Annotated in this window: 14 protein-coding genes; 9 read left to right on the forward strand and 5 right to left on the reverse strand. The window is 65.4% G+C overall.

Going from position 1 to position 17,783, the window contains the following annotated elements; genetic code table 11:
* The first annotated feature begins 79 nt into the window (after positions 1-79).
* The 4 genes from gyrB to ACQR03_RS13640 all read left to right on the forward strand — a co-directional run bounded on the left by gyrB (position 80) and on the right by ACQR03_RS13640 (position 6,761).
* On the forward strand, positions 80-2,515 hold the full coding sequence (gyrB, locus tag ACQR03_RS13625; RefSeq protein ID WP_315751813.1) for a DNA topoisomerase (ATP-hydrolyzing) subunit B: 2,436 nt from the start codon (positions 80-82) through the stop codon (positions 2,513-2,515).
* Positions 2,516-2,688: 173 nt separating this feature from the next.
* Entirely contained in the window at positions 2,689-3,984 is a 1,296-nt protein-coding gene (gene murA / locus ACQR03_RS13630) for a UDP-N-acetylglucosamine 1-carboxyvinyltransferase (protein WP_315751812.1), read from the forward strand.
* A 142-nt stretch (positions 3,985-4,126) separates the two neighbouring features.
* A complete protein-coding gene (locus tag ACQR03_RS13635; RefSeq protein WP_315751811.1) occupies positions 4,127-4,606 on the forward strand; it encodes a DUF2867 domain-containing protein in 480 nt (159 codons plus the stop codon).
* Positions 4,607-5,375: 769 nt separating this feature from the next.
* Positions 5,376-6,761, forward strand: a complete 1,386-nt coding sequence (locus ACQR03_RS13640) for an MATE family efflux transporter (RefSeq protein ID WP_315751810.1) — start codon at positions 5,376-5,378, stop codon at positions 6,759-6,761.
* Positions 6,762-6,766: 5 nt separating this feature from the next.
* On the opposite strand, the gene ACQR03_RS13645 is transcribed toward ACQR03_RS13640, so the two are convergent.
* Positions 6,767-7,909 (reverse strand): FUSC family protein, encoded by a 1,143-nt coding sequence (locus tag ACQR03_RS13645; protein ID WP_315751809.1) that lies wholly within the window; start codon positions 7,907-7,909, stop codon positions 6,767-6,769.
* A 121-nt stretch (positions 7,910-8,030) separates the two neighbouring features.
* Here ACQR03_RS13645 and ACQR03_RS13650 point away from each other — a divergent pair, with 121 nt between their 5' ends.
* Positions 8,031-9,401, forward strand: a complete 1,371-nt coding sequence (locus tag ACQR03_RS13650) for an MmgE/PrpD family protein (RefSeq protein WP_315751808.1) — start codon at positions 8,031-8,033, stop codon at positions 9,399-9,401.
* A gap of 8 nt (positions 9,402-9,409) precedes the next feature.
* Here the strand turns inward: ACQR03_RS13650 and ACQR03_RS13655 are convergent, their stop codons facing one another.
* Both ACQR03_RS13655 and ACQR03_RS13660 read right to left on the reverse strand, forming a co-directional pair.
* Positions 9,410-10,816, reverse strand: coding sequence for a serine hydrolase domain-containing protein (locus ACQR03_RS13655; RefSeq protein ID WP_315751807.1), 1,407 nt, complete (start codon positions 10,814-10,816; stop codon positions 9,410-9,412).
* A gap of 141 nt (positions 10,817-10,957) precedes the next feature.
* Positions 10,958-12,010 carry a helix-turn-helix domain-containing protein gene (locus ACQR03_RS13660; RefSeq protein ID WP_315751806.1) on the reverse strand — a complete coding sequence of 351 codons (1,053 nt, stop codon included), beginning with the start codon at positions 12,008-12,010 and terminating at the stop codon, positions 10,958-10,960.
* Positions 12,011-12,148: 138 nt separating this feature from the next.
* On the opposite strand from ACQR03_RS13660, the gene ACQR03_RS13665 reads away from it, so the two are divergent.
* Together ACQR03_RS13665 and ACQR03_RS13670 are read left to right on the forward strand one after the other, a co-directional pair.
* Positions 12,149-13,066, forward strand: a complete 918-nt coding sequence (locus tag ACQR03_RS13665) for a pirin family protein (protein WP_315751805.1) — start codon at positions 12,149-12,151, stop codon at positions 13,064-13,066.
* A 42-nt stretch (positions 13,067-13,108) separates the two neighbouring features.
* A complete protein-coding gene (locus tag ACQR03_RS13670) occupies positions 13,109-14,023 on the forward strand; it encodes a phosphoribosylaminoimidazolesuccinocarboxamide synthase (RefSeq protein WP_315715007.1) in 915 nt (304 codons plus the stop codon).
* Between the two features lie 828 nt (positions 14,024-14,851).
* Here ACQR03_RS13670 and ACQR03_RS13675 read toward each other — a convergent pair.
* Positions 14,852-15,244: a nuclear transport factor 2 family protein gene (locus tag ACQR03_RS13675; protein ID WP_315751804.1), complete on the reverse strand. Its 393-nt coding sequence runs from the start codon at positions 15,242-15,244 to the stop codon at positions 14,852-14,854.
* A 136-nt stretch (positions 15,245-15,380) separates the two neighbouring features.
* Between ACQR03_RS13675 and ACQR03_RS13680 the strand changes: the two genes are divergently transcribed.
* Positions 15,381-15,674, forward strand: a complete 294-nt coding sequence (locus tag ACQR03_RS13680; protein WP_316193237.1) for an Lrp/AsnC family transcriptional regulator — start codon at positions 15,381-15,383, stop codon at positions 15,672-15,674.
* An 885-nt stretch (positions 15,675-16,559) separates the two neighbouring features.
* Here the strand turns inward: ACQR03_RS13680 and ACQR03_RS13685 are convergent.
* Positions 16,560-17,090, reverse strand: coding sequence for a 2'-5' RNA ligase family protein (locus ACQR03_RS13685; protein ID WP_315751952.1), 531 nt, complete (start codon positions 17,088-17,090; stop codon positions 16,560-16,562).
* Between the two features lie 555 nt (positions 17,091-17,645).
* Here ACQR03_RS13685 and ACQR03_RS13690 point away from each other — a divergent pair.
* A complete protein-coding gene (locus ACQR03_RS13690; protein WP_315751802.1) occupies positions 17,646-17,783 on the forward strand; it encodes a hypothetical protein in 138 nt (45 codons plus the stop codon).

Genomic DNA, 17,783 nt, shown 5'->3' on the forward strand with positions numbered 1-17,783 from the left:
GGCTTCTTTCGTGAGAGAAAGAGCGCTCTCGGCATGCGATCTGCAATGCCGATTCGACCACCCCTTCCGAAGGCCCCACATGACCGAACCCGCCCGGCAAACCATCGCCGACAACGAGCCTGCAACCGCGAACGAATACGGCGCAGAATCGATCCGGGTGTTGAAGGGCCTGGATGCCGTGCGCAAGCGCCCGGGCATGTATATCGGCGACACCGATGACGGCTCCGGCCTGCATCACATGGTCTACGAGGTCGTCGACAACGCGATCGACGAGGCGCTGGCTGGTCACGCCACCGCGGTCGAGGTGGTGCTCAATCCGGACAATTCGGTCACCGTGCGCGACGACGGCCGCGGCATTCCTGTGGACATTCACAAGGGCGAAGGCGTGTCCGCCGCCGAGGTCATCATGACCCAGCTGCACGCCGGCGGAAAGTTCGACCAGAACTCCTACAAGGTGTCCGGCGGACTGCACGGCGTCGGCGTCTCCGTCGTCAACGCGCTGTCGAGCAAGCTGCAGCTTCGGGTCTGGCGCGACGACAAGGAGCATCTCATCGAGTTCGCCCATGGCGACGCGATTGCGCCGCTGAAAGTGGTCGGCGAGGCCAAGGGCAAGCGCGGCACCGAGGTGACGTTCCTGGCCTCGACGGAGACCTTCAAGAACGTCGAATACGACTACGCGACGCTCGAGCATCGCCTGCGCGAGCTCGCCTTCCTCAATTCCGGCGTCAACATCGTGCTCTCCGACATGCGCCACGCGGTCGAGAAGCGCGAGGAGATGCATTACGACGGCGGCGTCGAGGAGTTCGTCAAATATCTCGACCGCAACAAGAAGGCGATCGTTCCGGCGCCGATCATGGTGCGCTCGGAGGTCAACGGCATCACGGTGGAAGCTGCGCTGTGGTGGAACGACAGCTATCATGAGAACGTGCTGTGCTTCACCAACAACATCCCGCAGCGTGACGGCGGCACCCATCTCGCCGGCTTCCGCGGCGCGCTGACGCGCCAGGTCAACGGCTACGCCGAGGCCAATGCGAAGAAGGAGAAGATCGCGCTGACCGGCGACGACTGTCGCGAGGGTCTCACCGCCGTCCTTTCCGTGAAGGTGCCGGATCCGAAATTCTCGTCGCAGACCAAGGACAAGCTGGTGTCCTCGGAAGTGCGTCCCGTGGTCGAGAACGTTCTGAACGAGGCGCTCGCCGCCTGGTTCGAGGAGCATCCGGGCGAGGCCAAGACCATCGTCGGCAAGGTGATCCAGGCCGCAGCGGCACGCGAGGCCGCGCGCAAGGCGCGCGAGCTGACCCGCAAGAGCCCGCTCAGCGTCTCCTCGCTGCCCGGCAAGCTCGCCGACTGCCAGGAGAAGGATCCGGCCAAGTCCGAGCTCTTCATCGTCGAGGGTGACTCGGCCGGCGGCAGCGCCAAGCAGGGCCGCAACCGCGAGTTCCAGGCGGTGCTGCCGCTGCGCGGCAAGATCCTCAATGTCGAGCGCGTGCGCCCCGACAAGATGCTGTCGAGCGAGCAGATCGGCACCCTGATCACCGCGCTCGGCACCGGCATCAGCGACGAGTTCTCGATCGACAAGCTGCGCTATCACAAGATCATCGTGATGACGGACGCCGACGTCGACGGCGCCCACATCCGCACGCTGCTGCTGACCTTCTTCTACCGGCAGATGCGCGAGATCATCGATCGCGGCCACCTCTACATCGCCCAGCCGCCGCTCTACAAAGTCACGCGCGGCAAGTCCGAGCAGTATTTGAAGGACGAGCGCGCGCTCGAGGACTATTTGATCGGCACCGGCCTCGACGATTGCGTGTTCAAGACGGCGGAAGGCGAGGAGCGCAAGGGGCGTGACCTCCTGGCGCTGGTCGAGGAAGCGCGTCTCGTCCGCAACATCCTGCGCAACCTGCACACGCGCTACGACCGCAAGGTCGTCGAGCAGGCCGCGATCGCCGGCGTGCTGCGCCCGGACATCACCCGCGACATCCCGACGGCGGACGCCGCGGCCGCCTACATCGCAAAGCGGCTCGACGTGCTGGCCGACGAGGTCGAGCGCGGCTGGATCGGCCACTTCGTCGAGGGCCAGGGCTTCACCTTCGAGCGCACCGTGCGGGGCGTCAAGGACGTCGCCGTCATCGACGACGCATTGCTCGCGTCCGTCGATGCCCGCAAGCTGGACGAATATGCGGCCCGCCTGCAAGAGGCCTATGCGAAGCCCGGCGCCTTGCGCCGTGGCGACGTCCAGACCGTGATCCATGGCCCGGTCGATTTGTTCGAGGCGGTCACCGATGCCGGCCGCAAGGGCATCAACATGCAGCGTTACAAAGGCCTCGGCGAGATGAACCCGCAACAGCTCTGGGAGACCACGCTCGACACTGAGGCCCGTACGCTGCTCCAGGTGAAGGTCAAGGAGGTCGACGAGGCCGACGACATCTTCACCAAGCTGATGGGCGACGTGGTCGAGCCGCGCCGCGAGTTCATCCAGGACAACTCGCTGTCGGCCAACGTGGACGTGTAGTCGCGACGTCCAGCCCGAGTCTACCTCGCACTGGCGCGATAGACGACCAGGCGCACCCTGAGTCTGCGGAGCAGTGGCCTGCCCGTGCCTTCCGTGTTAATTCCGTTGAAGATCGATGTTCCGCTTTCGCCGGTCCCCGGGCGAATCACCATCTCAGAACGGACTTTTCGCGCATGGCGCCCATTCAATACATCGTCGAGGGCGGTCACCGGCTCAAGGGCGCGATCGAGCCGTCCGGCAACAAGAACGCCGCGCTGCCGATCATCGCCGCCGCACTGCTGACCGAGCATCCGGTCACGCTCGACAACGTGCCGCGCATCCGCGACACCGAGACACTGGTCGAGCTGGTGCGCTCGGTCGGCGCCTCCGCCGAATGGCGCGGCCGGAACAGGCTCACGATCCATGCCAAGGAGATCCGCGCCGCGGACCTCGATCCGGACCTCTGCGCGCGCATCCGCGCGTCGATCCTGCTGGCAGGGCCCCTGCTCGCCCGCTGCGGCGAAGTGGCGCTGCCGCCGCCAGGCGGCGACGTCATCGGCCGCCGCCGGCTCGACACCCATTTCCTCGCCTTCGAGCAGCTCGGCGCCACCGTCACCGCGACCGACAGGATCGAGCTGCGCGCCTCCGGCCTCAAGGGCGCCGACGTCTTCCTGGACGAGCCCAGTGTCACCGCGACCGAGAACGCGTTGGTGGCCGCGGTGGCCGCGCATGGCACGACTTACTTGCGCAACGCCGCCTCCGAGCCGCACGTCCAGGATCTCGCCCATTTCCTGGTCGCGCTCGGGGCCAACATCGAGGGCATCGGCACCAACACGATGGTGATCCATGGCGCCAGCACGCTGGGCCAGGCGAGCTACTCGATCCAGCCCGATCACATCGAGGTCGGCTCGCTGATCGGGCTCGCCGCGGTGACGCGCTCTCCCTTACGCATCGTGCGCGCCGGCACCGAGCATCTACGCTCGATCCGCATGGGCTTCGAGCGGCTCGGCATCGTCTGCGAGGTTGCCGGCGACGATCTCATCGTGCCCTCGGAGCAGACGCTGCGGATCAAGGACGATTTCGGCGGCCGCGTGCCGAAGCTGGAGGACCAGCCCTGGCCGGCCTTTCCCGCCGACCTGATGTCGATCGCACTCGTCACCGCCACGCAATGCGAGGGCGTGATCCTGATGTTCGAGAAGATGTTCGAGTCACGGATGTTCTTCGTCGACAAGCTGATCTCGATGGGCGCGCGCATCGTGCTGTGCGACCCGCACCGCGCCATCGTCGCCGGCCCGAGCCGCCTGCGCGGCGCCCGCGTCGTCTCCCCCGACATCCGCGCCGGCATGGCCATGCTGCTGGCCGCGCTGTGCGCCGAGGGGACCTCGTATATCGACAATGCCGACCAGATCGAGCGCGGCTACGAACGCATCGACGAGCGGCTGAATGCGCTGGGCGCCAAGATCACGCGCGTTCCGGAACGCGGACGGTAGCGCTATTCGCGCAGGATCTCTCCGCCGTCATTGCGAGCAGCGCTATGGCATTCGCGTGCTGGCTTCGCGGACATCCGTGTGCGATGATGCTTCGTATCGCGCACAGCGCGGGAACAACCGTGACATGTGAGGCTCATTGCACATGGCCATCAGCGAGATCACTCCCAACGTCGACCGTACCAGATGGCTCGCCGGCGCGGAGTTCGCTGATGCATTTCGCATCGCGATTGACGAGCCGGCCATCGATGCCCGCACGGCGGCCGAGCGCATGCTCGGTCACGCGCCCTGGTGGATGGCGGCGCTCCTGAAGCTCCGTAACCTGCTGGTCAGACCCTTCGGTCTGAAGACCTCGGGCGCGGACCCAGGCAACCCACGTCCTCTGATCGGGATGTTTCCTGTCGTGGACGAAACGCCGCAACGAATCGTGCTCGGCTTCGACGACAAGCATCTGGATTTTCGTGTCCTGGTCGACGTGGTCTCTCATCGCGCGACCACGCAAGTAACAGCGAGCACTCTGGTGCAGACCCACAACGCTCTCGGCCGCGTCTATCTCGCCGTGATAAAGCCGTTTCACCGCCTCGTCGTGAAGGCGATGCTCCGGCAGGTCGCAACGGCCGCCTGATTCCGCGCAAGTCTTCGACCCGCTGCCGCGCCGGCTCTCCGTCCCCGGATTGAATACTCCGCAAGCAATGACGGAGAACGCATCGAACCGCGCGGCAGCCCAGCCGAGCCACCACGTTGCGTTTTGCCGGTTTTCAGAATTTTTCGCTTGCTTCTATTTCGAAAATCAGAAACAATGCACCCGTCCCGTCCTCATGAGAGGGGCGCTTCGCGATCGTCACGGACCGTTGAGGGTGGGATGCGATGGATGCGGCGGCTCACAACGCGCACTCAGGTTCTCTTGAGGCTGGCGCGTGGACGAAGGGGCTGTCGCATACGGCGAAATCGTATGGTCCTGGCCTCCCGATGCTGAGGTCAAGCCGGCGAGCGATCTGCAGGTGACGGGGGCAAACAAGCCCGGTCCCCGGGGAGAGTACGTATAAGCCGTTCCAACCATGGCGCAGGGAAGGCCGGATGTGCGGCCCACCTGTGGTGACTGCCGCCTGCTACTTCTTTTGCAGGCGGGCCATGGGTGTGGTCAAGCACCCGGCCTTCCCTGCCCCTCTTCCTGTTCGAGGGGAGCAAATCGAGCATCACCCGGGCACGCCGTGTCGCGGGAACGTGTGTGGCCGTCCGATCCGATCTGGTTCGGCACGAGAGCAGTCCGCGATGGCCGACGTCGCGAACCCAAGCTCCAACGATGATGTTGCCGCGACGCTCGCATCTCGCACGGCCCATGACGACGACGGCGTGATGTGCACGACACTGCGGGGACTGCTATAGCCTCGATCATGACCTCCACAGCCGGAACCGACCACGCGCCGCCGCCGGCGGCGCCGACACCTTCTCTCGCGCTCGACCTCTGGGAGACGGTCCGCCTCGCCGCGCCGATGGCGCTGACGCAGCTGTCGCAGATCGCGATGATGTCGACCGATCTCGCCTTCATCGGCCGTCTCGGCGGCGATGCCGTTGCAGCGGCCGCGTTAGCGGGCACCGTCTACTTCGTCGGCTCGACCTTCGGCATGGGTCTGATGTCCGCGGTGGCGCCGCTCGCCGCGCAGGCGTTCGGCGCGGCCGATGCCGGGCTGGTCCGGCGCGCGCTGCGTGTCGGGCTGTGGGCCGGGCTGTTCATCGCGTTGCCGATCATGCTGATCGCGCTGAACGGCGAGATCATCCTGCTCGCACTCGGACAGGCGCCGGACGTGGCGCATCTCGCGCAGGACTATCTCGCCGGTCTCGCCTGGGGGATCGCGCCGATGCTGTGGTTCCTGGCGCTGCGCAGCTTCATGGGCGCCGTCAACCGCCCCGAGCCGGTGCTTTGGATCACCTTGGCCGCGATCCCGCTCAACGCGCTGCTGGTCTATCCGCTGCTCTACGGCCACTGGGGTTTTCCGCAGCTCGGCCTGACCGGCGTCGGCCTCGCCACCTCGACCGTCAACCTCGGAACGTTTCTTGCCGGTCTGTGGTTCGCCGCGTTGCGCCCGCCGTTCCGCGACTATCATGTCCTGGCCCGGCTCGGGCGCATCGACTGGCGGCTGATGCGGCAGCTCCTGATCATCGGCGCGCCGATCTCGCTGTCGTTCCTGCTCGAATATGGCCTGTTCTCGGCGGCGGCGATCCTGATGGGACTGATCAGCACGGCCGCTCTCGCCGCGCATCAGATCGCGCTGCAGATCACGGCGATCCTGTTCATGGTGCCGTTCGGCATCAGCATGGCTGCGACCGTGCGCGTCGGCCACGCCGCCGGACGTAACGATGCGGCCGGAGTCCGTCGCGCCGGACTGATGGCAATGTCGCTCGGCCTAGGTCTCGCAATGCTGTTCACGCTCGGCATCGTCATTGCCCGCTATGACATCGTGCAGCTGTTCCTCGGCGCCGGCATCGCCGATGCGGAAGCGACGGCGGCGCTCGCCGCGATGCTGCTTCTGATCGGCACGACCTTCTTCATCACCGATGCGCTGCAAACGATCGCGGTCGGCGCGCTGCGCGGCATCAAGGACACGCGCATCCCGCTGCTGCTCGCCGTGCTCGGCTACTGGCTGATCGGCTTTCCCGCCTCCTATGCACTCGCCTTCCACACCGCGCTCGGCGCGACCGGGATCTGGATCGGCCTGTCGGTCGGCACCGCCATATATGCAGCCCTTCTGGTGCTGCGCTTCCTGCGGTTGTCACGATGAGGAGATCAGGCCCCCGCTGTATCCGGCGTCTCGTCGCGCTCCGGTCGATGCGGTTTCCCGGTCGACGCTCCCGCCCATTCGGCGACGACGCGCTCGAGATCGATCAGGTTCTGGCGCATCTGCTCCAGCGAGAAGCCGAGCGCGAAGAAGCGCTCGGCGGCGTCACCCGGCAGGCCCCGCGTGAGACCGTCGCTGCGGACGGCGGCGACCTCTTCCGCATAGGCCTTCACCGCGACGTGGATCGGCCAGATCGCCGGCGGGCCGGAACCGTTGCGGATGGCTGCGGCACAGCCGCGCAGATAGCTCGCGATGGCATCGCTGACGCGCGCCACCGGTCCCGACAAGCGCGCCTGCAGCTCGGATGGCAGCGGCACTACGCTGGCACGGCCGATCATCACGACGTCGTGGCGCAGGCGCAGGATCGTCCGCAGCAGCGGGCCGGTATCGGCGCCGGAGGACAGCCGCGCCGAGCGCTCCCGCTCGGCCTCCGCTCCTGTCGCATTCAATTCGGTGAGCGCGGTACCGATGCCGTCCTGGATCCGATGCAGCGCGTCGTTGTCGCGGCCGCGCGACAGGCCGGCCAGCAGCTCGGTGAAGGCGGCTGCGATCAGTTCGAGCAGACGCCCCGCCGCGCTACGCATCTGCACATGCGCGCGCGACGGCAGCACGATGAACGAAACGGCGAGCCCGGTCAGCGCGCCGACCGCGACCTCGAACACACGGTCGATCGCCGATCCCAGCGGATCGAGATGGCCCATCGTGGGCACCAGCAGCACGATCACGGCCGTCACCGTCGCCGCGTTGAGACTTGGATTGATCGCGGCGATGAAGGCGAGCGGCGTCACCGCCAGGATCAGCATGCCGAGCAGTTGCAGCTCGCCCGAATGCGGGATGAAGACCGTGATGGCGCCGCCATAGATCGCACCGCCGATGGTACCGAACATGTAGTCGCGCGTTGCCTTCAACGAGCGCCCGACGCTGCCTTGCGTCACGATCAGCGAGGTCAGCACCGCCCACAGCGGCAGCTTCAGGTGGAAGGCCGTGGCGATCGCGAAGGCAAGCGTCGCCGCCACCGTGCCGCGGACCGCCAGCGACATCGGCGCCTTGCGGGCGCGCAACCGGCCGAACAGCCGTTTCAAGGACACCATCAGTCGCTCACCTCGAAAAGCACCAGCGCGATCGCGGCATGGCAGCTCCCCACCGGGCCGAACCGGCTTGAAAGGCGGAATCGGCTTGCCTACGGTCATTGCAACGATGCGAGGAAACACGATGGCCCAGGAAACCGCAACGCTCGCCGCCTATGTCGCGGAGCTGAAATATGACGATATCCCGCCCGAGGTGCTCGACCGCGCCAAGGTGCTGACGCTCGACTTCCTCGGCAGCGCCATCCGGGCCCGGCGCGAGGCGGAATCGACGCCGTCGGTGGTGAAGATGCTGGCGGCGCTGAAGCTCGATGCGGCGGGCGAGGCGACCGTATTCGGCGACGGCAGAACCTGGACGCCGGCGGTGGCGGCGCTGCTCAACGGAACGATGGGCCATTCGCTCGATTTCGACGATACCCACGCCGATTCCTCGCTGCACCCGAGCGCGCCGGTGGTGCCGGCCGCCTTCGCCGTCGGCGAGATGGTCGGCGCCTCGGGCCGCGAGGTGCTGACCGCGATCGTCGCCGGTTACGAGGTGTGCTGCCGGCTCGGCAACGCGCTCGATCCGACCTCGCATTATGCCCGCGGCTTCCACCCGACCGCGACCGCAGGCACCTATGGCGCGGCGGCCGCCGCCGGCAAGCTGTTCGGCCTGTCGGAGCAGCAATTGATCTACGCTTTCGGCGTGTCCGGCAGCCAGGCCGCGGGCTCGCTGCAGTTTCTCGTCAACGGCGCCTGGAACAAGCGCTATCAGGTCGGGGCGTCGGCGATGAACGGCGTGATCGCGGCGACGCTCGCCAAGAACGACTTCGTCGGCGCGATCGAATCCGTCGAGGGCAAGCACGGCCTCCTCGTCGGCTACACCGACACGCCGCATCACGACAAGGCGGTCGCAGGGCTCGGCTCCACCTATGAGACGATGAAGATCGGCGTGAAGCCGTATCCGAGCTGCCGCTATACCCATGCTGCGATCGACGCCATCATCGCCCTGCGCCGCGAGCACAATCTGACGCCGGACCAGGTCAAGCGCGTCGAGATCGGCCTGCATCGCAACGGCATCACCCTGACGGGCGATGCCGCCACCAAGCGCCATCCGACCTCGATCGTCGGCGGCCAGTTCTCGATGTTCTTCACCGGCGCGCTTGCGCTCGACCAGGGCCGCTTCGGCTGGGACGACTACACGCGCCTTGGCGACGCCGCGATCAATGCACTGGCCGACAAGTTCGACGTCGTGCAGGACGACAAATTGGAGATCGGCCGCAGCCATCCGTTCGGCGCGCGCGTCACCATCACCACCGCGGATGGCGTGCACGAGCGGCTGCACGACGATCCCTCCGGCGAGCCGACCTCGTTCCCGACTGCGCAGGCGATGAGCGACAAGTTTCTGACGCTGGCGCGGCCAGTGCTGAGCAGCCGGGCACAGAGCTTCGCCGACGCGATCCTGTCGCTGGAGCGATTCGAACGTGTCGAGCAGGCCACCGCTTTGGGAAGAGCGTAACGCATGCGTCATTCTCCCTGCGTCGCCGCGATCACGTCGCTCACGAGCTGCGCCACGCCATCGGCCTCCGGCGGCCAATTCACGGTGCGGCCGAAACGCGTGATGACGAGACGCTCCGACGGGACGACGATGACATATTGGCCGAGCGTGCCCTTGGCGAAGAACGCGTCGCGCGGCCAGCCATGGGAGGTGCGGTAGTTGGCGCCAAAGCTGTCGCCACTGTTGGTCCAGAAGCCAGCGCCGAGGCCGACGAACGCGCCGGGCGTCGGCGCGCTGGCATACGCGACCCAGCCCGCGGGCAGGATGCGCCGGCCGGCGACGACGCCGTCGTCGAGATAGAGCTGGCCGAGCCGCGCCCAGTCGCGCGCCGAGGCCAGCATCTGGCTCGATCCCTCCGGTGTGCCGGCGGCATCGAATTCGAGGGTGACGCTGGTCATGCCGAGCGGATCGAACAGCTCGCGATGCGCAAAGCGCAGCACATCCGCAGCGCTGCCGCCGACGGCGTCGCGGATGAGATGAGAGAGGATGACGGTGTTGCCGTCGTGATAATTGCTGACCGCGCCCGGCGTGGTTTCGAGCGGCATGGTTTCGGCGAAGGCGGCGCGGTCCGTTTCGACGAATTTCATGCGGTTGACAGGCTCGAGCACAGAGAACAGCGAGGCCTGCAGCGAGCTGCCGAGCGCGAGGCCTGCGGTGTGGCGCAAGAGGTGATCGACGGTGATGGCGTGGCGCGGATCTTTGTCGTCCCGCCACGCCGCGATGGGCGCGGGCGTATGCAGCGCGAGCTTGCCCTGGCGGACGAGAATGCCGATCAAGGTCGCGGTCATCGACTTGGTCGCAGAGAAGCCGAGCAGCGGCGTGTCGAGCGTGAAGCCCTGGGCGTAGCGCTCGGCGATCACCTTGCCGTCCTTCATCACCAGGACAGCATGGGTATGCCGGAACGGCGGCGAGTCCGGCTCGGCAAAGGCGCGATCCAGCGCTGCCGCGAGGGCCGGAGTGACCGGCGCGACGACGCGTGGCGGAGCGACGTCGGGCAGCAAAGCGGGGGTTGGCGCAGCGGGCCGGATGGCCGGCCAATCCGCCGCTTCGCCATGGTCCATGTGGCAGCCGAGCCCGTCGCGATACACGGCCCGGCTCTGCCCGATCCCGAGCAGCGTCACGGTGACGTCCTTGGCGGCGCGATCGACGCGGACGTCCATCGCCCAGCTCAGCAGGCCGGCGCCGGGCATCGCGGCCCGGGTCTCGGAGAGCGTGCGGTCCGGGTCGAGACCGGAGACGAAGGTCTCCGAGCACAGGAGGCTGGCGATGAAACCGGTTGCCACCTTCGGCACATCGCGGGCGCGGGCGCCGCCGACCGCCAGGGCGGTCAGCGCGGTGGTGGCAACGAGAGCAAGCAGCAGGCGACGTTTGGTCATGAGGAGCTCCGGCAGTTGGATCTGCCGGACCAGACTGCGGCCGCGGCCCGGACGCTCGCCGATTTCGGAAATCATCCCAGCCGAGAATCGTCGGGATCTCGCCGATTCTGGAATTCCTTTGCAGTTTCAAGGCTGAACAGATCACGCCGCCGACAGCCTCATGCGCCGGTATTCGGTCGGCGTCACCCCGGTCACCGCCTTGAAGGCGCGGTTGAAGGGCCCAAGCGACTGGAACCCAGCGTCCATCGCGATGGTGATCACGGGCACCTCGGCCTGGGCAGGATCGGCGAGCGCGGCCTTGGCCTCCTCGATGCGGTGGGTGTTGAGGAAGGTGTTGAAGTTGCGGTAGCCGAGCTCGCCATTGATCAGCCGCCGCAGCCGGTATTCAGGAATGGAGAGCTTCGTCGCCAGCATGCCGATCGTGACGTTCTCCTGACGATAGATCCGCTCGTCCGCCATCAGCCGCATCAGCGCGTCCACCAACCTGCGGTCGGCGGCTTTCGGAGCCATCGCTTCGAGCGCCGCGGCCGGTGGCGCCTCCGGCGCGAGCACATCGCCGGCACCGACCTTGAGCAGCATCAGCGCAACGGCGCCGACCACGACCAAGAACATCGCCGCATTGACCACATTGGCAAGCTCGGACGGGCCGCTGCCGGCGGACGCCATCTGCAGCAGCGCATTGACGCCACCGTAGGACAGCGCCGCGATCACGACGAAGGCGCGGATGCGCCGCCGTCCCTCGACGAGATCCGCCGCCCAGGAACGGATGGTCTGCGCCAAGGTCAGGCCGAGGAAGCCGAGAGCCAGCACATTATTGGCGACGATCACGAGCCGTCCATGTCCGGCAGGCCCCAGCACGAGACAGCTCAGCAGGCTGAAGCCGAACACCGCGAGCCAGATCAGGCCGTGCAGCCAACGCAACGCAAAGCCGTCGTCGAACAGCGCGCGGCAGAACAGCCAGAGCACGACGATATCGGCGGTCGCCACCGCAATCAGCGGCGCGGAAGCGAGCGATGGCGCGGCCGTGCCGCCGATGTTGAAGGTCGCGGCATGCGCGGCCGAGCCCAGCGCCAGCGCGATCGCGAGCCGGCCGCGCCATTGCCTGCCGAGATCGCGTCCCAGCGCGACGGCGAGCACGGCCAGCAGCGCGATGGCGGCGGCGCGAAGCGCGAGATCGAGGCTTTCGAGCGTCATCGTCACGGGTCCGTTGTCAGCGCCGGAACTCTAGGCCGGAGCTTCGCTTCGTTCAAATCGCGGATGCCGCGACCTCGTGCCCTGCCCTCGCCTTCGTGAAGCTGCTAAGCTCGCGCGACCACATTGCAGGAGCGCCCCATGAGCTGGCAGCCATCGATCGATCCCGAGTTCGGCGATCCCACCTCGTGCGATGCGCTGGAGCACGTCATCGTGCCGCGCACCCGCGATCTCGGCGACGGTTTTGCGGTGCGCCGCGCGCTGCCGCACGGCCGACGCCAGATGGTCGGCCCGTTCATCTTCTTCGATCATTTCGGCCCGGTGCAGTTCATGTCCGGCAAGGGCATGGACGTGCGGCCGCATCCGCATATCGGGCTTGCCACCGTCACCTATCTGTTCGACGGCGCCATCATGCATCGCGACAGCGAGGGCAACGTGCGGGAGATCCAGCCCGGCGCGATGAACCTGATGACGGCGGGCCGCGGCATCGCCCATTCCGAGCGCACGCCCGACCTGCAGCGGCAGAACGGGCAGAGGATGCTGGGCCTGCAGAGCTGGATCGCGCTGCCGGTCGAATCGGAAGAGATCGCGCCGAGCTTCCAGCACTACGCGGCGGACGCGCTGCCGACGGTCAGCGACACCGGCTTCTCCGCGCGCGTCATTGCCGGCAAGGCTTTCGGCGCGACCTCGCCGGTGACGATGGTCTCGCCCTGGTTCTATGTCGAGGTCACGGCGCAGGCCGGCACGGTGGTGCCGCTCGATCCCGATCACGAGGAGCGCGCCATCTATATCGTCGATGGCGAGGTCGAGATCGCGCGCGAGCGCCACGAGGGCCCGCGGCTCCTGATCTTCCGCCCGGGCGACGCCATCAGCGTGCGCACGGTGAAGCCGACCCGGATGATGTTCCTTGGCGGCGACGCCCTGGAAGGGCCGCGGCACGTGTGGTGGAATTTCGTCTCCTCCAGCAAGGAGCGCATCGAGCAGGCCAAGCAGGACTGGAAAACCGGCCGCTTCGCCGCCGTTCCGCAGGAGCACGAGTTCATTCCGCTGCCGGAATAGGCTATTGCGGTCGCAACGCTCCCGTTTCGAAGGCTCTGCACGATGACCACGCTTCTCGCCAGCAATCTGCCGCTCCCGAAGATCGGCCGCGGCAAGGTCCGCGACATCTATGCCGTCGGCGACGACCGCGTGCTGCTGCTGACCACCGACCGCATCTCGGCCTTCGACGTCGTGATGAACGAAACCATCCCGATGAAGGGCGCGGTGCTGACGCAGATCTCGGCCTACTGGTTCAACGCGCTCGAAGGCGTGGTGCATCACCACATGATCTCGGCCGACACCGACACGATCATCGCGGAGGTGCCAGCGCTGGCGCCGCATCGCGACGAGATTCTTGGGCGCGCGATGCTGTGCAAGCGCACCACCGTGTTCCCGATCGAATGCGTGATCCGCGGCTATCTCTCCGGCTCGGCCTGGAAGGAATATGCGGCCCATGGAACGCTGGCCGGCGAGCAGCTTCCCGCCGGCCTCGTCGAGAGCCAGAAGCTCGACCCCGCGATCTTCAGCCCCGCGACCAAGGCCGAGACCGGCCATGACGAGAACATCACCATTGCGCGAATGCGCGAGGTGGTCGGCGACGACACCGCGTATACGCTGGAGAGCATGACGCGCGCGGTCTACACGCTGGGTGAAAAGCTGGCGCGCGAGCAGGGCATCATCATCGCCGACACCAAGTTCGAGTTCGGCCGCGACAAGGACGGTCACATCATCCTGATCGACGAGGTGATGACGCCCGACTCGTCGCGCTTCTGGGCGGTCGATGCCTATCAGCCGGGCCAGCCGCAGCCGAGCTTCGATAAGCAGCCGCTGCGCGACTATCTCGATGCCGAGCGCCGTGCCGGCCGCTGGAACGGCGACGCCCCCCCGCCGCCCTTGCCGCAGAGCGTGGTGGATGCGACCAGCCAGCGCTATCTGGAGGCGTTCCGGCGGGTGACGGGCAGCGAGCTGAAGATCTGAGCACTGCACGTCTCTCGCCGCGATGACGGATCCGAAGGCAGTATTTTCTTCGGAGTGGGAGTCGAACTGGTACCGTATCGGCGGTGCGCTCCCCCGCCCCGCTTGCGGGGAGAGGGCTGGGGTGAAGGGGACTCTCCATGCACACCAGACTCGCGGAGAGCCCCCGTCACCCGGATTGCATCTTCGATGCAATCCGACCTCTCCCCGCAAGCGGGGCGAGGTGAGAACTGATCGTTCTGCGAGGCGCGTGCTCACATCAGCCAAGGCATCGTTGATCATCGGAGAGTTGCTAACGAGACGCGCTGCGTCGATCTCGCGGCCATGCTTGCCCGAGCTATGCTGATCGATCTCGCCCTCTTAAAATGCGAGGGCGCAGGGAAGGCCGGGAGCTGGCCGCCCCCATGGCCCGCGTGCGAAAAAAAATGCACGCGGCGGTCACCACAGGTTCAGCCGAGACATCCCGGCCCTCCCTGCGCGATGGGTTTAACGGCTGCTCCGTACTCTCCCCGGGGACCGGCTTGTTTGCCCCCGTCGCCCGCCACGACGCACGAACGTCATCGCGAGCTTGGCGCCAGCATCGGGGCGCCAGGACCACACGGCTTGACCGTCCGCGCGCTGCCGTTCGTCAGCGCAAGAGCGCCTGACAGGCACGCGGCCACCGCTCCCCGCCTCTACGTATCGTGACGACGCGTACGCCCCTCTGCATGAGGACGGGATGCACGGATAAGAGCACGACTTCGGAAAAATAGCAATCAAAATCTCATGCGACAGATTAGCCCGACGGGCTATCTGCAGGCAGCGGATATGCGGCGCGGCACCAGACCGAGATCACTCTCCGTCCGTAAAGCGCCGCTCGACATGAAACGACTTGGCCGTGACCAGCCACTCGCCATCGATCAGGTGAAGGCAGAGATAGTCGAGATAGAGGATCGGATCGATCCTGACGCGCACCTTCACGACCGCCTGCGAGAGCGACGCGAAGTCGATCAGCAGAATCTCCTGTTGGCGGAGCGCTCCCTTCGACTGCGGAGAGGGAGTGGTCGCCAGCAGCTGACGATAGTCGGTCGCGGTCAGAACGCGCAGAGCCTGGTCACGCAGACCATGCAGTTGCGCGGTCGGCGCAAACACGCGGTCAAACCGGTCGACGTCGGAATCGAACATCAGGTCGAAGTATCGCTCGACGGCGGCGAACAGTCCTTGATGGGTAGCAGTATCGGTCATGTCGAGGGATCTCCGGGCGGGTTGATCTCACCTCATCTTCGCTCCGGACCGGCGGGCATGTCCTTGCGAACTGTGCTACCATAACGGCCTGCCGCGCAATAAACCGTCCTCCCGGCGCGCCCGGATTGTCAGAAATATGCCAAAAGCCAAGCTCGATGCGATCGACCAGCGCATCATCGGGGAATTGCAGGCCGATGCGCGGCTCAGCAATGTCGAGCTTGCCGATCGGGTCGGTCTGTCACCCTCGCCCTGCCTTCGGCGTGTCAAGCGGCTGGAGCAGGAGGGCATCATCCAAGGCTATCGCGCCGTCCTGAATCGCGATGGCGTCGGTCTCGGCTTTTCGGCGTTCCTGGCGATCAAGATCGAAGGACACGCCAACGAGCACGCCCTGGCGTTCGAGGAGACCGTCTGCGCCATGCCGGAAGTCTGAGTTCGCTTTCCCCATACCAGCTTCCAGCCTTCTGCAGACCGAGTCGCTTGGGCTTCTTGCTCGAAGGATCCGTCGTGATCACTAACGATGACTTTGAAGTTGATTAGTTCATCTCCGACCCATGTGAAGATGTTCCAATTTTCGTACCGCTTAGCTGTGTATTTAAGCTGTTGTGTCGGCGGATCGGAATCGGTTGACCAAATCGAGACGTCGTAGGGACGACTGCATTCGTCGCTCCGATCAATGGATACCAGATACCGGCCGTTCGGTGACTGTACCGGCCTCGTGGCATTGGACATTTGGACGATACTGCCGGTCTTGCGGCTAATGAACTCATAGTGCCCCGCAGTCGCCCAGAATTGCCTCAATCAGGAGCGAGTTCTGCGAAGGATATAGTGCGTCTAGCCGGAAGACGACGCACCTCTCGCCGTTTGGATCTCGCCGACATGCCTCTCGATCACTCCTGTAGGTCTTAATTTGCCTATTCTCTAGCAGCAGCAGCAGATCGCCCTTTCGCGAGGCAATCCCCTGAAAGCGTTTCAAGCAAGAGGGATCTTCCGCTAGGGCGCTTTGATCGGCCTCGCAAACTATTGGCAGTGGAGCTAGCTGGCCATCGTTGGCAAGGGAGAGATAGGGTACCGCCCCGGCAGCGACCAGAACGGATGCGGTCGTAATTCGACGAACTTTTCCAGCAACGCCAGGGAATATTAGATCGATTTTGCAAGGCAACTACGCCTCCTTTACGTACCGACCAACTTACTGAGCCAGCGACCGACCTTCGGTTGCAACCGAAACCCGATATTTGCGTTCGAGACCTTCTGCGATGGCCCAACGAGTGAGCGACCTGCGGCCGAGAAGAAAGTGACCTAAAATGGCCTGAACAAATTAATCGCTGCCACGGCACGCCGAACTCAGCAGCACTTCAACTGGACGGAAGCTGACCAATTCGACACGATCAAGAAAACCGGTGATCGGTTCCCAACCGGACAGGAGGGCCTTGAGAGCCGCCCCCGGGTCATGCAAGGCACCCGATAACGTCACGTGTGGCACCCACGCTCCTGGTCGATAGTGCTCGTGCACATTAAGATCGCCCAGTGCGGAGTGGATAGCGTCATGACGAGCAAGCAAACCGGCCGTCACTACTGGTACTGCCCATAGAACGGCGCCGTCTCCGGGAAACACACCCAATCCGCTCAGGCGAACAGGGAGCGGCTCCCAGTTTCGGCACGTATCTTCAATAGCGCTGCGCAGCCTGTTAAGAGGTGTTTCGTCCGGATAGATGGCAACGGTGACGTGTGGAGCGTAGCCAAGCTGATGCCGATCGGCGTCGATTCCGTCGGCGGCGAGATGACGCCACATGGCTTGGATCTTGCTAGCGCTGATGTGGTCGAACGGAAGTGTGATTGCGAACGGCATGGACACGAGATTTACTCTGCCCCCCTCGTCCATGGCAATTGATCAGTGCTCGCTCCAACGTCTGCGTCCGCCGACTTTAAAACTGACATTCCTCTCGAGGTGAGCAAGTTGGCCTCCGCCCGTCGGTTGTAGTGGGTCACAAGCCCTAATAACTCTCGGGAATCGCATGGATACGGGTTGTGACCCACTCGGCGCTAACACCTTTGATCCGGATCCTCCGGAGAGCCTTGCTGGGATCGCCAGTCGTCATCGTTGAAAACCTGGAAAAATAGATGTTTGCGAGCACCATCGCGTCTGGGTCTCATCGAACTCTCGCGAAACAAATGAGGATCAAAGTGGACATTCCGGGACCGATGTCGATGAAAAGTCCCGGAACACGTCCCGGACCGGAACGCCACATTGCGGTCGAAAAACTACGAACGCGACGCTGATGAAATTCGCCTCTCCCCGCCCCTATGCCGCCCCGGAGACCGCCGCGCGCGAGCTGGTTAGGATTTCAGCCGGCATCGAGCCGGCTCAGACGGCCGCGTCCACATCGAGAAGATCAACTGGCCGATGCTGGCCGACCTGAAAGCCACGCCGGCGGAGTACAAGGCCGGCCTCGACCTGGCGGTCCCTCGGGGCTGGCTCTGGCTGCACGAGAGCGGCACCTATGTGAAGCTGACCGAGGCGGGCAAAGAGATCCTCGCCTGA

Source organism: Bradyrhizobium sp. HKCCYLS3070, assembly GCF_051167575.1.
Taxonomy (GTDB): domain Bacteria; phylum Pseudomonadota; class Alphaproteobacteria; order Rhizobiales; family Xanthobacteraceae; genus Bradyrhizobium.

Coding starts and splice junctions, on each gene's coding strand:
- gyrB (WP_315751813.1), top strand. CDS start 80: ATGACCGAACCCGCCCGGCAAACCATCGCCGACAACGAGCCTGCAACC.
- murA (WP_315751812.1), top strand. CDS start 2,689: ATGGCGCCCATTCAATACATCGTCGAGGGCGGTCACCGGCTCAAGGGC.
- ACQR03_RS13635 (WP_315751811.1), top strand. CDS start 4,127: ATGGCCATCAGCGAGATCACTCCCAACGTCGACCGTACCAGATGGCTC.
- ACQR03_RS13640 (WP_315751810.1), top strand. CDS start 5,376: ATGACCTCCACAGCCGGAACCGACCACGCGCCGCCGCCGGCGGCGCCG.
- ACQR03_RS13645 (WP_315751809.1), bottom strand. CDS start 7,909: ATGGTGTCCTTGAAACGGCTGTTCGGCCGGTTGCGCGCCCGCAAGGCG.
- ACQR03_RS13650 (WP_315751808.1), top strand. CDS start 8,031: ATGGCCCAGGAAACCGCAACGCTCGCCGCCTATGTCGCGGAGCTGAAA.
- ACQR03_RS13655 (WP_315751807.1), bottom strand. CDS start 10,816: ATGACCAAACGTCGCCTGCTGCTTGCTCTCGTTGCCACCACCGCGCTG.
- ACQR03_RS13660 (WP_315751806.1), bottom strand. CDS start 12,010: ATGACGCTCGAAAGCCTCGATCTCGCGCTTCGCGCCGCCGCCATCGCG.
- ACQR03_RS13665 (WP_315751805.1), top strand. CDS start 12,149: ATGAGCTGGCAGCCATCGATCGATCCCGAGTTCGGCGATCCCACCTCG.
- ACQR03_RS13670 (WP_315715007.1), top strand. CDS start 13,109: ATGACCACGCTTCTCGCCAGCAATCTGCCGCTCCCGAAGATCGGCCGC.
- ACQR03_RS13675 (WP_315751804.1), bottom strand. CDS start 15,244: ATGACCGATACTGCTACCCATCAAGGACTGTTCGCCGCCGTCGAGCGA.
- ACQR03_RS13680 (WP_316193237.1), top strand. CDS start 15,381: ATGCCAAAAGCCAAGCTCGATGCGATCGACCAGCGCATCATCGGGGAA.
- ACQR03_RS13685 (WP_315751952.1), bottom strand. CDS start 17,090: ATGCCGTTCGCAATCACACTTCCGTTCGACCACATCAGCGCTAGCAAG.
- ACQR03_RS13690 (WP_315751802.1), top strand. CDS start 17,646: ATGCTGGCCGACCTGAAAGCCACGCCGGCGGAGTACAAGGCCGGCCTC.